Genomic DNA, 13,386 nt, shown 5'->3' on the forward strand with positions numbered 1-13,386 from the left:
ACCCCGATCGCGATGGACCAGGGCCTGCGCTTCGCCATCCGTGAAGGCGGCCGCACCGTCGGCGCCGGCGTCGTGGCCAAGATCATCGCCTAAGCTAAGCGGCCTCAAGCCGCGCGCCTCCGCGAGGCGCGCATAGGCCAAAGACAAAGTAGCGTAACAGAACGGCCTCCGGAGCAATCCGGGGGTCGTTTTGCTGTTTGGGCGACTGCCGGGTCCGCAACGGGCCGGACGCTCAGGCGTTGAGATCGTCTGCCCAACAGCCAAGGTTCACGATGCGTCTGATTTCGTTGCTTGCGTGCCTTGTCGCCCTGTCGGCCTGCGCCACGCATCCCGGCAAGGTCGATCAAGTCCGGTTCGCCAAGGACGCCGAGCCGATATTGGCGACGACTGAAGCCGGGATGGTGCGCGGCGTCGAGGGGACGGGGACGCGAGCGTTCCTAGGCGTGCCGTTCGCGGCGCCGCCCGTCGGCGAACGGCGCTGGCGCGCGCCGCAGCCGGTTCAGGCCTGGCAGGGCGTTCGGGATGCGACGCGGATTGGATCGGACTGCACCCAGGCGATCGGGCGACGCTCGATCCTGGGCGGGGGCGGCGGGATCGTCGTCGGGTCCGAGGATTGTCTGTATCTGAACATCTATGCGCCGGGCGGAGACGCGGCCAAGGCGCGGCCGGTGATGGTCTATATTCCGGGCGGCGCCTTCACCGTGGGGGCGGGCGCCAACTACGACCCGTCAAAACTGGCGCGCGAGCAGGGGCGGGTGGTCGTGACGATGAATTATCGGCTCGGCGCGCTGGGCTGGCTGGCGCATCCCGGATTTGAGGCGACCGGCGAAGGCTTCGGCGGCAACTTCGGACTGATGGATCAGCAGGCGGCGCTGAAGTGGGTGCATCGGAATATCGCGGCCTTCGGCGGCGACCCGGGCGACGTCACCCTGTTCGCCGAAAGCGCCGGGGCCTGGACGGCTTGTTACCTGATGGCGTCGCCGCAGTCGGAAGGGCTGTATCAGCGGGTTATCATGCAGAGCGGCGGATGTCTTGAGCCGTCGTCCCTGGTCAGGGCGCAGGACGCGGCCCAGTCGGGGCCGATGTTCGCCGAAAGGCTGGGCTGCACGGGCGAGGATCAGATCGCGTGCCTGAAGGCGCTTCCGGCTTGGCGGCTGTCGCGGGCAGCGTCATTGAGGGCGGGCATCAACGGGCCGGGGTCGTGGGGACCGGTGCACACGGACGCCACTGTGCCGGAAAGCCCGGCGGTCGCGATCCGGGAAGGGCGGTTCACGCGCGTGCCCGTCCTCGTCGGGACGAACCTCGATGAGGGGCGGCTGTTCGCCAACGAGGTGCAGGACATGGATCGCTATCAGAAGGAGACGATCTGGATGTACGGCGATCAGGGCGAGCGGGTGCTGGCGCGCTATCCGGTGGGTGAAGACGGCCCGGCCTACGCCATTGCGACCAACTTCACCGATCAAAGGTTCGCCTGTCCGTCACAGGCCTTGCGACGCCTTTTGGCTCAGCATGTGCCGGTGTGGGGCTATGAGTTCGCGGATCGCGGGGCGCCGTTCGTGCTGCCCGACTGGATCGTCGGTCTGGACCTGGGCGCCTATCACGCCAGCGAGCTGGCCTATGTGTTCGGAACGCGCTGGGTGTTCGCTGATCCCAAGCGGTTCACGCCGGAGCAGAAGGCGCTGTCTGAGAGGATGCAAAGGTTGTGGGCGACGTTCGGCCGTTCGGCCTTTGCCGCCGAATGGCCCCGCGTCGAGGGTGCGGGGCCGGTGCGGGTGTTCAAGCCACAAGGCGATGTCATGGATGACGCCTTCTTCGAGCGTCACCACTGCGACTTCTGGGATGGGACGCCGTTCGGTGCCGTTCACTAGATAAAGCGGACGGTGACGCCCGGCTTGACCTTGTCAGCCAGCAGCCAGGCGTCCCAGTTGGTCAGGCGCACACAGCCGTGCGAGGCCGTCTTTCCGACCAGATGCGGGTCCGGCGTGCCGTGGATTCCGTAGCTGGGCTTGTTCAGATCGATCCAGACGACGCCCACTGGGTTGTTCGGACCGGGTTTGACGACGACCTTCTTCTTGCCGTCGCCATAGCTGAGTTTCGACGGGTCGTAGGTGTAGTCCGGGTTCCGCGCCACGCCGTTGACCTTGACCGTGCCGGTCGGGGTGGGATTGTCGCCGCTGCCGATGGTGGCCGGGAAGTAGGCGATCAGCTTGCCGTCGGCGTCGAACGCCTTGACCGAGCCTTCGCTCTTGTCGACGTCGATGTGGTCCACGTCGGCGGGCAGGGGGGCGGTGTTGACGGCGGGGACAAGCAGGCCCTGGCCCACGCGATTGAAGTCGGCGCCGGGGTTCATGGCGCGCAGCAAGGCCTCGGTGACGTGGAAGCGCTCGGCCAAGGCCTCGACGATATTGGCGTAGCCCATGTGGGCCGCCTGACCCTGAGCTTCCAACTCCGTGGGAACGACGCCGAGGTAGGGTCCGGCGATGTCCTGCTGAGTGATGGTGTAGGTGGTGGTCACTGCGCCCGGTCCGGCGGCGGCGCGCAGTCTTCCCATCACGTCGGCGTTCAACTCGCCGTTCACCGTCATGCCGTTCGCTTCCTGAAACGCCGAGATCGCCTGGCGCATGTTCGACCCCGCCAGGCCGTCGATCGCGCCGGGCGAGAAGCGGGCGCGTTCCAGAAGAACCTGGGCGCGGATCAGGGCGGGCTGCGGCTGCTGCTGGGCGGCATTCGCGGCTGCCGGCTGCCCCTCTTGCGCGGCGGGCGGCGGCGCATAAGCGGTGTTTTCGATGGCGTCTCGAGAGAGCGGGCCGGTTTGGCCCACTTGCGCGGTCTCGGCCGTCTGCGCCGCTGGGGCGGATGTGTTCTCTTCCTTCGGCGAGCAGGCGCCCAGAGAGAGAACAGCGAGTGCGGCGAGGTAGGCAGGACGGTTCATAAGAGACTTTCGAGACGGTGAGTGCAGTCGGTCGGTGTTCAGTTGGGTTCGCCGGTCGCGGGGTCGGTTTCGGTTTCGCCGGAGTTGGACGAGTCCTTCGAACCCTTGGGCTCGGTCGCAGGGCGCGGCGGCTGGCCGTCGGCGTCCGGCCGCAGGTTCTCGTTCTCGACGGCTTTGCTGTCAGGGCGTTGATCGGTCATGGTCTTCTCCTTGGGTCACTCAAACGCGCCAGGGCGACCGCGGCTCCTTCAACGTGCATTCACCATGACGGTGAACCCTGATGAAACGCGCATAGGGCAGGATGCGATGTGGAATGGACCTTGCTGCACAGGGTCCTAAGAGGATGCGTATGGCCGGAATGCTGCAGGTCGAGATCATGGACGCGGCGGCGATGGATGCCGCCGCCGTCGCCCTGTGGCGTGCGTGGACGGCTGGCAATCCCGATCTGGCCAGCCCCTATTTCCGCTGGGATTATGCCGAGATCGCCTCGCGGGTCTGCCCCGGTGCGGCGATCGCCGTGTTCCGGCGAGATGACGAGATCGTCGGCTTCTTCCCGCATCAGCGACGCGGCGGAGCGGTGCAGCCGCTGGGTGCCCCCATGAACGACTATCACGGCGTGATCGCCCCGGCGGACGAGATGATCACGCTGGAAGACGTGGCACGGCTGTTGAAAGCCAAGCGGCTGAACGTGCCTGGGTGGATCGGCGCGGGCGAAACAGGCCAGGCGCGTGAGACGGTGCAGGTGGCCATGCCCGAGGCGGGCTATGACGACTGGTACGCCGAGCGTCGCAAGACCTTCGGCAAATACTTCAAGGACAAGGAGCGGGCGCGCCGCAGCCTGGAGGCCGAACTGGGGCCGATCCGGGTGGAGCGGGGTCTCAGAGATCCGGCGCTGCTGGATCATCTGATCGCGCTGAAGGCGGCGCAGTATCGGCGCTCGGGCCTGCATGACATCTTCGCCTGCGGATGGACGCGGGATCTGCTGCACGCTCTGATGAGCGAGGCGCGAGAAGGCTTCGGCGCTTCGATGGCGGCTATGCATGCAGGCGACAAGCTGGTGGCGATCGAGTTCTCGCTGCACGCCGGGCGGCATTACCATTTCTGGTTCCCGGCCTATGAGCCAACGCTTGCGCGGTGCTCGCCGGGCATCCTGCTGAGCATGGACACGATGCGGCTGGCGGCGGCCGAGGGCTTCCGGGTGTTCGACTTCGGCTTCGAGGGCGAGACCTACAAGAAGTATTTCGTCAACGCGCGCCAGACGGTGCGCGAAGCCGTGGTGATGCAGCCGGGCGTGACCCAGGCGCTGGGCGACATCACGGTCGCGGCGCTGAACAGGGCGGGCGGACGCGGCGAGGCGGTGCGGGCGTCCCTGCGTCGGCGCTGGGCCACCATCGAAGCCTGTGAGGCGACGCCCGTCGGGCGGCTGAGGGGCGCGGCGGTCGCCGCACGGTCGGCTGTCCAGAAGGCGGCCGCCAAGAAGAAGACGCCAGCGCGCGTCGCCCACGTTTGAGGACATCGACATGACCCAACGTCGCACCCGCTATCCAGGCCCGATCGCCGAGGCGAAGACCCACGCCCACACCCTGATCGAGCAAGGATTCGCCGAGGACGCGGCGCTGGCCGCCGTGCTGGATCGCTATCCGGCCGAGCTGTTCGACATCAACCTGTATGACTACGACGAGGAGGGGCAGGTGTCCTTGCGCACCGGCGCGCGCGGGCGGCTGTCAGGTGAGGAGCTGCTGGAGGCGATCAAACAGGGTCGGCTGTGGGTCAATCTGCGCGGGGTCGAAACGGGCTGGCCCGAACTGTGGGCGGCGGCGATGAAGGATTTCGCCGCGATCCAAGCGACCTATCCGGGGATGCGGGCGGTGCGAAACGCGGGGCAGCTGATCCTGTCGTCGCCCAAGGCGCGCGTGCCTTATCATTTCGACGCGGCGGGCGTGGTGCTGTTCCATCTTCGTGGGCGCAAGCGACTGTTCGTCTATCCCGGCGACGAGGGGCATCTGCCCGAGCGAAACATGGAACAGGTGGTCGCGCGCCAGACGACCGAAGAGCTGCCTTACACGCTGGCGTTCGAACAGGATGCGCAGGTCATGGATCTGGAGCCAGGCCGCGCCCTGACCTGGCCGCTGTATGCGCCGCACCGGGTGGAGAATCTGGACCGCTTCTGCGTCAGCCTGTCGATGGATTTCCAGACCTGGCCGTCGCGGTTCCGCAACGGCGCGCTGTTCACCAATGCGGTGATCCGCAGCCGGGGCGGGCGGCCGCGCTTCACCGACGGCATGACGACGCCGGAGCTGGCGGCGCGCTGGGCCGCGTCGCTGGTGCTGAAGAAGGCGGGCGCGATGAAAAGCAAGATCGCCAACTTCGAGCGCGACTTCGAGCCGGAGATCGGCGCGGCTGACGGCGCGGGCGCGCTGAACGCGACGTCATAAGCTTGGGGCGTTAATTCGAGTTCATGACCTCGAGTTAAAATGACTTGGGCGCGGGCGGCGCGCACCTTCTCTTCAGAACCGGGCTCCTCACATCCGGGAAGGGAAAACGCTCATGAAAACCGCACTGATCGCCGCCGCGGCCGTCGCCACCCTGACCGGGTTTGTCGTGGCGCCCGCTTCGGCCGCCGAGGTCGAGATCCGCAACGCCGTCGCCCGTGTGGTGGTCATCGTCGAGGATCGTCAGGATATCGGCGTCGAGGTCACGCAAGGCCAAACGCGTCTGCCGGCCATCCAGGTTCGCCGCGACGACAATGACGTGAAGATCGACGGCGGCCTGCGCCGCAACGGCATGTGGGGCGGCAGCAGCGCCATTCGCGGCTGCAACTCCGGCCGCAGCGATGCGGGCCAGCCGGGGCAGGGCGCGACCGTTGAGGTGCGCGACCTGGGGCGGATCCGCCTGGAAGACGCGCCGCTGATCGTCGTGCGCACGCCGCGCGCCGTTGACGTCAGCGCCAGCGGCGCGGTCTTCGGCTCGGTCGGACGCGGCGCGAGATCGGTCGAGTTGGACAACGGCGGCTGCGGCAACTGGAACGTGGCCAATGTGGACGGCGATCTGGAACTGGGACTCGGCGGCTCGGGCGCGATCCGCGCGGGCACGTCTCGATCGCTGAACGCCAGCGTCGGCGGGTCTGGCTCCATCTCGGCCGGAGCGACCGGAGCCCTGAAGGCGGCTGTCGGCGGATCGGGCAATGTCGAGGTGGCCAGCGCCGGCGGACGCAGTGAACTGTCCATCGGCGGCTCGGGCGGTGTGAATGTGCGGCAGGGCCGAATGGACAAGCTGTCGGTCGCCATCGGCGGCTCGGGCGATGTTCGCTACGGCGGCGCAACGCGCGACCTTGACGTGGCGATCGCCGGATCGGGCAGCGTCCGAGTCGCCTCAGCCACGGGATCGGTTTCTCGCTCCGTCGTCGGATCGGGAACCCTGCAGATCGGGCAGTAAGACCCGAGCGACGAGAAGGTCCCGGGTCGTGGAACCCCGGGGGCCTTTTCCGGCCAAACAAAAAGCCCCGGCGGATCGCTCCGCCGGGGCTCTTCGCATGGATCAGGTCCGAGACGCTTAGAAGACGTTCAGGACGCTGGAGATGGCCGAGACGCCCAGGTTGGCGCCGGCGCGGTCACGCGCTTGCAGACCGCCGCCGAACGAATAGCGCAGGCCGACCGACCAGGTGTCGACGTCCAGCGAATCGATGTCAGCGCGGGTGTAGGCGGCGCCCAGCGAGAACGGGGTGTTCTCGAACTCGTATTCGGCGCCCACGCCGTAGGTCCAGGCGTCGGTGTCGCCGCCCGAGAAGTCGACGTTGTTGTAGGCGACGCCGGCGTTCAGGCGCAGGTTCGGCATGACGTAGAAGGCGGCGTCGGCGCCGACGGTCCAGATGTCGGCGTCCACGTTGTCAGCGGTCGTGTAGGCGACTTGGCCGGTCAGGGTGGCGTTCGACAGATACTTCTGCGCTTCGGCGCCCACGGTCCAGATCGGCTCGTTGCCGCTGCCGATGCCGTTGGCGGCGACGAAGGCGCCGGCGCGCACGTCGGAGGACCACATCTTGGTCAGGTGAGCAGCGGCGGCGCCGGTGACGTCTTCTTCGCCAAAGGCTTTGGTGTAGTCGATCGCGCCGTTCAGGGTCACGGTCCAGTCCTGGGCCGGCAGGGCGACCGAGCCGTCAACGGTCCAGACGTCGGCGTCGACGTCGTCGCCGGCGACTTCGATCGACGGGTTGGAATAGGTCACGCCGACCGAACCGATGGCGTCTTGGGCGAAGGCCGGGGCGGCGAACAGGGCGGCGGCGGCCGTGGCGAGGAGGATCGTCTTCATTTTTCTTTTGTCCTTAGCAGTCTGCACCCGGATGGGGGTCCGGGGAGGGGCGCTGCTATCAGCCTAAGACCAAGCGGAGCAATAAACCGACGTTCGATTGGCTTCGAGTGGCAAGGTTGTTGCGCAACAGCCACGCGTTGCGGCGAGAATGTGTCACGACTTGGCGATCTGTGGGGCAAGTCGTTAAACGCGCGTCGCAGTCGCGCTCATGCACTATAAAGAGGGCGTCCAACGCGCCGACGTCGCCGCCGAATGTGTCGTCGCGCCGTGCGCAGCCCTCGGGGAAGACCCCGTCGAAATCCTGTGTCAGCCCGGGTTTGCGCGCTTGACGAAATCAGAATCGATAGGCATAAGCCACCACTCTTGTTGGACCGGCTGTGCAGTTCGCTGCAAACGCGGTTCGCAAGAACGACCTAAGTCACTGTTCTTTGCAGCTTCTTGGGATATCAACGGCCTTCGCGGGCGACTGCGTGGGCCGATCGTTTTTGCGGATTTGCGTTCCCTGAGGGCTTTTTGCCCGAAGGCCTTCGGTCTTTGAAATGGTTCACAGGGACGCGGTCCTCCGACCGCATTGGAAGTAAGCACCGATATGGATCAAAGCATCCGCATCAGGCTCAAGGCCTTTGATCACCGCGTCCTCGATTTTTCGACGCGCGAGATCGTTAATACCGCCAAGCGCACCGGCGCGACCGTTCGCGGTCCGATTCCGCTGCCGACCCTGATCGAGAAGTTCACCGTGAACCGCTCTCCGCACGTCGATAAGAAGTCGCGTGAGCAGTTTGAAATCCGCACGCACAAACGCGTGCTCGACATCGTCGACCCCACCCCGCAGACCGTGGACGCGCTCATGAAGCTCGACCTGTCCGCCGGCGTGGACGTCGAGATCAAGATTTAAAGTAGAAAGAGGCGGGATCCGATGCGCACGGGCGTGATCGCCAAGAAGCTGGGCATGACCCGCGTGTTCGCCGATGACGGCGCGCACGTACCGGTCACTGTGCTGCAGCTCGACGGCTGCCAAGTCGTCGGCCAACGTACCCAGGAGCGTGACGGCTACGTCGCTCTCCAGCTGGGCGCTGGCACGAAGAAGGCTAAGAACACCAACAAGGCTCAACGCGAGACCTTCGCCAAGGCGGAAGTCGAACCGAAAGCCTATGTGACCGAGTTCCGCGTCGATGCGGACGGTCTGCTGGACGTGGGCGCCGAACTGTCGGCCGAACACTTCCTGGTGGGCCAGAAGGTCGACATCCAGGGCGAGACCATCGGTAAGGGTTTCGCCGGCGCCATGAAGCGCTGGAACTTCGGCGGCCTTCGCGCCACCCACGGCGTTTCGGTCTCTCACCGTTCGCACGGTTCGACGGGTAACCGTCAGGACCCGGGTCGCACGTTCCCCGGCAAGAAGATGGCCGGCCACTACGGCACCGAGACCGTCACCACCCAGAACCTGACCGTCGTCCGCGTGGACGCCGAGCGTGGCCTGATCCTGATCAAGGGCGCTGTCCCCGGTCACGACGGCAGCTACGTCAAGGTTCGCGACGCCATCAAGAAGGCTCGCCCGGCCGACGCTCCGTTCCCCGGCGCGCTGAAGTCGAGCAAGTCTGCTGCTCAACCCGCCTCGACCCCGGCTGAAGAAGCCCCCGTCGAAGCGACCGAAGGCGGTGAAGCGTAATGAAACTCTCTGTCATCCAACTCGACGGCAAGGCTGCTGGCGACGTGGAACTGTCGGACGCCGTCTTCGGCATCTCCGACATCCGCGGCGACATCCTGGCCCGCACCGTCAACTGGCAACTGGCCAAGCGCCGCGCCGGTACGCACAAGGTTCAAACCCGCAACGAGAACTCTCGTACGGGTAAGAAGATGTACAAGCAAAAGGGCACCGGCGGCGCTCGTCACGGTTCGCGCCGTGCACCGCAGTTCGTCGGCGGTTCGCGCGCCTTCGGCCCGATCGTTCGCGATCACGGCTTCTCGCTGCCGAAGAAGATCCGCGCGCTGGCTCTGCGTCACGCCCTGTCCTCCAAGGCCAAGTCGGGCGACCTGATCGTGGTCGACACCGTCTCGGTCAAGGAAGCCAAGACCGCTTCGCTGCGCGAAACGCTCGGCAAGCTGGGCTGGACCAAGGCGCTCATCATCGCGGGTCCGGAAGTCGATACGAACTTCGGCCTGGCCGCACGCAACATCCCGCACATCGACGTGCTGCCGAACGCCGGCCTGAACGTCTATGACATCCTGCGGGCTGACAAGCTGGTGCTGACGAAGGCCGCCATCGAGGCCATCGAAGCCCGCTTCAGCGATAAGGAAGCCGCGTAATGGCCGCTCAACCTACCGCCAAGCACTACGACACCATCCTGGCCCCGGTGATCACCGAAAAGGCCACGATCCTGTCCGAGCAGAACAAGGTCGTCTTCCGCGTCGCTGACACGGCGACCAAGGACGAGATCGCCGCGGCGGTCGAAAGCCTGTTCAAAGTTAACGTCCTGAAGGTCAACACCCTGGTTCAAAAGGGCAAGACCAAGCGCTTCCGGGGTATCCTGGGTCGCCGGGTCGACATCAAAAAAGCGATCGTGACGCTGGCTGACGGCCAGTCGATCGACGTCACCACGGGGCTCTGATCAGATGGCCTTGAAACATTACAATCCGACCTCGCCGGGCCGTCGCGCCCTCGTGCTGGTTGACCGTTCGGAACTCCACAAGGGCCGTCCGGAAAAGTCGCTGACCGAAGGCCTGACCAAGTCGGGCGGACGCGGGCAGGGCGGTCGCATCGCGGTCCGCTTCCGTGGCGGCGGCGCCAAGACCCTGTACCGCAAGATCGACTTCAAGCGTCGCAAGTGGGACATGGTCGGCACGGTCGAGCGTCTGGAATACGATCCGAACCGCACGGCTTTCATCGCGCTCGTGACCTACGAGGACGGCGAGAAGACCTACATCATCGCGCCGCAACGCCTTAAGGCTGGCGACACGATCGTGGCGGGCGAAAAGACCGACGTGAAGCCGGGCAACGCCATGCCGCTTCGTTCGATGCCGGTGGGTACGATCATCCACAACATCGAAATGAAGCCGGGCAAGGGCGCCCAGCTGGCCCGTTCGGCCGGCGCCTACGCCCAGCTGGTCGGTCGCGATCAGGGCTACGCCCAGATCCGTCTCGGCTCGGGCGAACTGCGCATGGTTCTGGACGGCTGCATCGCCACGGTGGGCGCGGTTTCGAACCCCGACCACATGAACCAGAACCTGGGCAAGGCCGGTCGCAAGCGTCACATGGGCTGGCGTCCGCACGTTCGCGGCGTCGCCATGAACCCGATCGACCACCCGCATGGTGGTGGTGAAGGCCGGACCTCTGGTGGTCGTACCCCCGTCACGCCGTGGGGTAAGGACACCAAGGGCACTCGTACCCGCAAGAACAAGGCTACGGACAAGTACATCATCCGTACCCGCCACGTTAAGAAGGCTCGCTAAGAATGGCCCGCTCCTCCTGGAAAGGCCCGTTTGTCGACGGGTATCTGCTCAAGAAGGCCGACGCCGTTCAATCGTCGGGCCGCAAGGACGTGATCAAGACCTGGTCGCGCCGCTCCACCATCCTGCCGCAGTTCGTCGGTCTGACGTTCGGCGTCCATAACGGTCAGAAGCACGTGCCCGTGTCGGTCTCGGAAGAGATGGTCGGCATGAAGCTCGGCGAGTTCGCCCCGACCCGGAACTTCCCGGGTCACGCGGCGGACAAGAAGGCCAAAAGGAAGTAACCGATGGCCCAGACAAAAAACGAGCGTCGGGTCGCCCCGACCGAGGCCCGCGCCAAGCTGGTCAACGTGCGCATCAGCCCGCAAAAGCTGAACCTGGTCGCCGCTTCGATCCGCGGCATGCCGGTCCAGAAGGCGCTGAACGAGCTGGAATTCAGCCGTAAGCGCATCGCCGGCGACGTCCGCAAGGTCCTGTATTCGGCGATCTCGAACGCCGAGAACAACCACAACCTCGACATCGACAATCTGGTCGTCGCCGAGGCCTTCGTGGGCAAGAACCTGGTGATGAAGCGTTTCGCGAGCCGTGCTCGCGGTCGTTCGTCGCGCATCCTGAAACCGTTCAGCGAGATCACCATCGTGGTCCGTGAAGCCGGCGAGGCCGCCTGATGGGACAGAAAATCAATCCGGTCGGTCTGCGCCTCGGCGTGAACCGCACGTGGGACAGCCGCTGGTTCGCCGCCGGCGCCGACTACTCCCGCCTGCTGCACCAAGACCTGAAGCTGCGCGAGTGGCTGCGGGAACGCCTGGCCGCCGCCGGCGTGTCGCGCATCATCATCGAGCGCCCGCACAAGAAGTGCCGCATCACCATCTACGCCGCCCGTCCGGGCGTCGTGATCGGCAAGAAGGGCGCTGACATCGAGAAGCTCCGCAAGGACATCTCGGCGCGCACCGAGGGTGAAGTTCACCTGAACATCATCGAAGTCCGCAAGCCGGAAACCGATGCGCAGCTGATCGCCGAGAACATCGCGCAGCAGTTGGAGCGCCGCGTGGCCTTCCGTCGCGCCATGAAGCGTTCGATGCAGTCGGCCATGCGTTTGGGCGCCAAGGGCATTCGTATGAATGTCTCGGGTCGTCTGGGCGGCGCCGAAATCGCACGTATGGAATGGTACCGCGAAGGTCGCGTGCCGCTTCACACGCTGCGCGCCGACATCGACTATGGTTTCTACGAAGCCAAGACGACCTACGGCATCATCGGCGTGAAGGTCTGGGTCTTTAAGGGTGAAGTGCTGGAGCACGATCCCATGGCGCAGGACAAGCGTTGGGCCCAGGAAGCGTCGGGTCCGTCCTCGAACGAAGGCCGCGAACGCGGCGGCCCCCGTGGCGACCGCGGTCCGCGTCGCGACCGGGGACGTGAGAACTAAGTCATGTTGCAACCGAAGAAGACCAAATACCGCAAGGCCTTCAAGGGCCGGATCCATGGCTCGGCCAAGGGCGGTTTCTCGCTGAACTTCGGGTCGTATGGCCTGAAGACGCTGGAGCCGGAACGCATCACCGCGCGTCAGATCGAAGCGGCTCGCCGCGCGATCACTCGCCAGATGAAGCGTCAGGGCCGCGTCTGGATCCGCGTCTTCCCCGACCTACCCGTCACGGGCAAGCCGGCCGAAGTCCGGATGGGTAAGGGCAAGGGCGCCGTGGACCACTGGGCCGCGCGTTGCCACCCGGGCCGTATCCTGTTTGAAATCGACGGCGTGCCGGACGATGTCGCCCGCGAAGCACTCCGTCTCGGCGCCGCCAAGCTGCCGGTCCGCACCAAGGTCGTGACCCGTATCGACGCCGGCGTCGCGCATGTGGAGGCTGCCGCCTAATGACCAAGATCGCCGATCTGCGGTCGCAAACGACCGACCAACTGTCCGACGAGTTGCTGAAGCTCAAGAAGGAACAGTTCAACCTGCGCTTCCAGGCGGCCACCGGCCAAATGGAAAAGACTCACCGCGTTGGTGAAGTCCGCAAAGACATCGCTCGCATCTCGACGCTTCTGCGCGAGAAGCGTGCGGCCTCGTAAGGAAACGAATATGCCCAAGCGAATTCTTGAAGGCGTGGTCGTGTCCGACAAGGGCGAGAAGACTGTCGTTGTGAAGGTGGAGCGCACCCTGCTTCACCCGCTTCTGAAGAAGACCGTCCGGTCGTCCAAGAAGTACCATGCGCACGACGAAGCCAACGCGCTCAAGGTCGGCGACATCGCTCGCATCGTCGAGTGCGCCCCCAAGTCCAAACTGAAGCGCTGGGAAGTCCTTTCCAACGCCTCCGCCTCGTAATCAGAAGGATCTGATCTTATGATCCAGATGCAAACTAACCTGGAAGTGGCCGATAATTCGGGCGCCCGCCGGGTCATGTGCATCAAGGTGTTGGGCGGCTCCAAGCGCCGCTACGCCTCGATCGGCGACACAATCGTCGCCTCCGTGAAGGAAGCCATCCCGCGCGGGCGTGTGAAGAAGGGCGACGTCGTTCGCGCCATCGTCGTGCGCACCGCCAAGGACATCCAACGCAAGGACGGCTCGGTCATCCGCTTTGACAAGTCGGCCGCCGTCATCGTCAACAAGCAGAACGAGCCTGTCGGCACGCGGATCTTCGGCCCGGTTCCTCGCGAACTGCGCGCCAAGAACCACATGAAGATCATCTCGCTGGCTCCGGAGGTCCTGTAAC

General features: G+C 65.4%; 20 protein-coding genes. 17 read left to right on the forward strand and 3 right to left on the reverse strand.

Annotation, left to right across the window (positions count from 1 at the left end; genetic code table 11):
- The coding region (locus ABIC32_RS10440; RefSeq protein WP_354038969.1) for an EF-Tu C-terminal domain-related protein at window positions 1-93 on the forward strand (93 nt) is incomplete at its 5' end.
- A gap of 179 nt (window positions 94-272) precedes the next feature.
- Window positions 273-1,868 (forward strand): carboxylesterase/lipase family protein, encoded by a 1,596-nt coding sequence (locus ABIC32_RS10445; protein ID WP_354074134.1) that lies wholly within the window; start codon window positions 273-275, stop codon window positions 1,866-1,868.
- Here ABIC32_RS10445 and ABIC32_RS10450 read toward each other — a convergent pair.
- Window positions 1,865-2,932, reverse strand: a complete 1,068-nt coding sequence (locus tag ABIC32_RS10450; protein ID WP_354074135.1) for a L,D-transpeptidase family protein — start codon at window positions 2,930-2,932, stop codon at window positions 1,865-1,867. The genes ABIC32_RS10445 and ABIC32_RS10450 overlap by 4 nt on opposite strands.
- Before the next feature lie 38 nt (window positions 2,933-2,970).
- Window positions 2,971-3,132, reverse strand: a complete 162-nt coding sequence (locus tag ABIC32_RS10455) for a hypothetical protein (protein WP_165117191.1) — start codon at window positions 3,130-3,132, stop codon at window positions 2,971-2,973.
- Between the two features lie 149 nt (window positions 3,133-3,281).
- On the opposite strand from ABIC32_RS10455, the gene ABIC32_RS10460 reads away from it, so the two are divergent.
- From ABIC32_RS10460 to ABIC32_RS10470, 3 genes are all read left to right on the forward strand, one after another.
- Complete coding sequence (locus ABIC32_RS10460) at window positions 3,282-4,442, forward strand: GNAT family N-acetyltransferase (RefSeq protein ID WP_354074136.1); 1,161 nt, start codon at window positions 3,282-3,284, stop codon at window positions 4,440-4,442.
- Window positions 4,443-4,452: 10 nt separating this feature from the next.
- On the forward strand, window positions 4,453-5,367 hold the full coding sequence (locus tag ABIC32_RS10465) for a transcriptional regulator (protein WP_354074137.1): 915 nt from the start codon (window positions 4,453-4,455) through the stop codon (window positions 5,365-5,367).
- Window positions 5,368-5,479: 112 nt separating this feature from the next.
- On the forward strand, window positions 5,480-6,367 hold the full coding sequence (locus ABIC32_RS10470) for a GIN domain-containing protein (RefSeq protein ID WP_354074138.1): 888 nt from the start codon (window positions 5,480-5,482) through the stop codon (window positions 6,365-6,367).
- Between the two features lie 117 nt (window positions 6,368-6,484).
- On the opposite strand, the gene ABIC32_RS10475 is transcribed toward ABIC32_RS10470, so the two are convergent.
- A complete protein-coding gene (locus ABIC32_RS10475; RefSeq protein ID WP_066551211.1) occupies window positions 6,485-7,237 on the reverse strand; it encodes a porin in 753 nt (250 codons plus the stop codon).
- A gap of 589 nt (window positions 7,238-7,826) precedes the next feature.
- Between ABIC32_RS10475 and rpsJ the strand changes: the two genes are divergently transcribed.
- Genes rpsJ through rplN form a run of 12 tightly spaced genes read left to right on the forward strand, consistent with a single transcriptional unit; the run spans window position 7,827 to window position 13,385 of the window.
- Window positions 7,827-8,132, forward strand: a complete 306-nt coding sequence (gene rpsJ, locus ABIC32_RS10480) for a 30S ribosomal protein S10 (RefSeq protein WP_003164367.1) — start codon at window positions 7,827-7,829, stop codon at window positions 8,130-8,132.
- Between the two features lie 21 nt (window positions 8,133-8,153).
- Window positions 8,154-8,903, forward strand: coding sequence for a 50S ribosomal protein L3 (rplC, locus tag ABIC32_RS10485; RefSeq protein WP_055753390.1), 750 nt, complete (start codon window positions 8,154-8,156; stop codon window positions 8,901-8,903).
- Window positions 8,903-9,541 (forward strand): 50S ribosomal protein L4, encoded by a 639-nt coding sequence (gene rplD, locus ABIC32_RS10490; protein WP_017506058.1) that lies wholly within the window; start codon window positions 8,903-8,905, stop codon window positions 9,539-9,541. Before rplC ends, rplD begins: the two co-directional genes overlap by 1 nt.
- Window positions 9,541-9,843: a 50S ribosomal protein L23 gene (locus ABIC32_RS10495; protein ID WP_008260292.1), complete on the forward strand. Its 303-nt coding sequence runs from the start codon at window positions 9,541-9,543 to the stop codon at window positions 9,841-9,843. The genes rplD and ABIC32_RS10495 overlap by 1 nt, the downstream gene beginning before the upstream one ends.
- 4 nt (window positions 9,844-9,847) lie before the next feature.
- On the forward strand, window positions 9,848-10,684 hold the full coding sequence (rplB, locus tag ABIC32_RS10500; RefSeq protein WP_055753391.1) for a 50S ribosomal protein L2: 837 nt from the start codon (window positions 9,848-9,850) through the stop codon (window positions 10,682-10,684).
- A 2-nt stretch (window positions 10,685-10,686) separates the two neighbouring features.
- On the forward strand, window positions 10,687-10,965 hold the full coding sequence (rpsS, locus tag ABIC32_RS10505; RefSeq protein WP_017506055.1) for a 30S ribosomal protein S19: 279 nt from the start codon (window positions 10,687-10,689) through the stop codon (window positions 10,963-10,965).
- A 3-nt stretch (window positions 10,966-10,968) separates the two neighbouring features.
- Window positions 10,969-11,349, forward strand: coding sequence for a 50S ribosomal protein L22 (gene rplV / locus ABIC32_RS10510; protein ID WP_017506054.1), 381 nt, complete (start codon window positions 10,969-10,971; stop codon window positions 11,347-11,349).
- Window positions 11,349-12,104, forward strand: a complete 756-nt coding sequence (gene rpsC, locus ABIC32_RS10515; protein WP_017506053.1) for a 30S ribosomal protein S3 — start codon at window positions 11,349-11,351, stop codon at window positions 12,102-12,104. The genes rplV and rpsC overlap by 1 nt, the downstream gene beginning before the upstream one ends.
- Window positions 12,105-12,107: 3 nt before the next feature.
- Window positions 12,108-12,548: a 50S ribosomal protein L16 gene (rplP, locus tag ABIC32_RS10520; protein WP_017506052.1), complete on the forward strand. Its 441-nt coding sequence runs from the start codon at window positions 12,108-12,110 to the stop codon at window positions 12,546-12,548.
- Window positions 12,548-12,745, forward strand: a complete 198-nt coding sequence (gene rpmC / locus ABIC32_RS10525) for a 50S ribosomal protein L29 (RefSeq protein ID WP_008263673.1) — start codon at window positions 12,548-12,550, stop codon at window positions 12,743-12,745. The genes rplP and rpmC overlap by 1 nt, the downstream gene beginning before the upstream one ends.
- Window positions 12,746-12,755: 10 nt before the next feature.
- Window positions 12,756-12,998 carry a 30S ribosomal protein S17 gene (rpsQ, locus tag ABIC32_RS10530; RefSeq protein ID WP_017506051.1) on the forward strand — a complete coding sequence of 81 codons (243 nt, stop codon included), beginning with the start codon at window positions 12,756-12,758 and terminating at the stop codon, window positions 12,996-12,998.
- 18 nt (window positions 12,999-13,016) lie between these two features.
- Window positions 13,017-13,385: a 50S ribosomal protein L14 gene (gene rplN / locus ABIC32_RS10535; RefSeq protein ID WP_003164378.1), complete on the forward strand. Its 369-nt coding sequence runs from the start codon at window positions 13,017-13,019 to the stop codon at window positions 13,383-13,385.
- Window position 13,386: the final 1 nt, after the last annotated feature.

It is taken from the genome of Brevundimonas sp. 1080 (genome assembly GCF_040545985.1).
In the GTDB taxonomy this organism is placed as follows: domain Bacteria; phylum Pseudomonadota; class Alphaproteobacteria; order Caulobacterales; family Caulobacteraceae; genus Brevundimonas.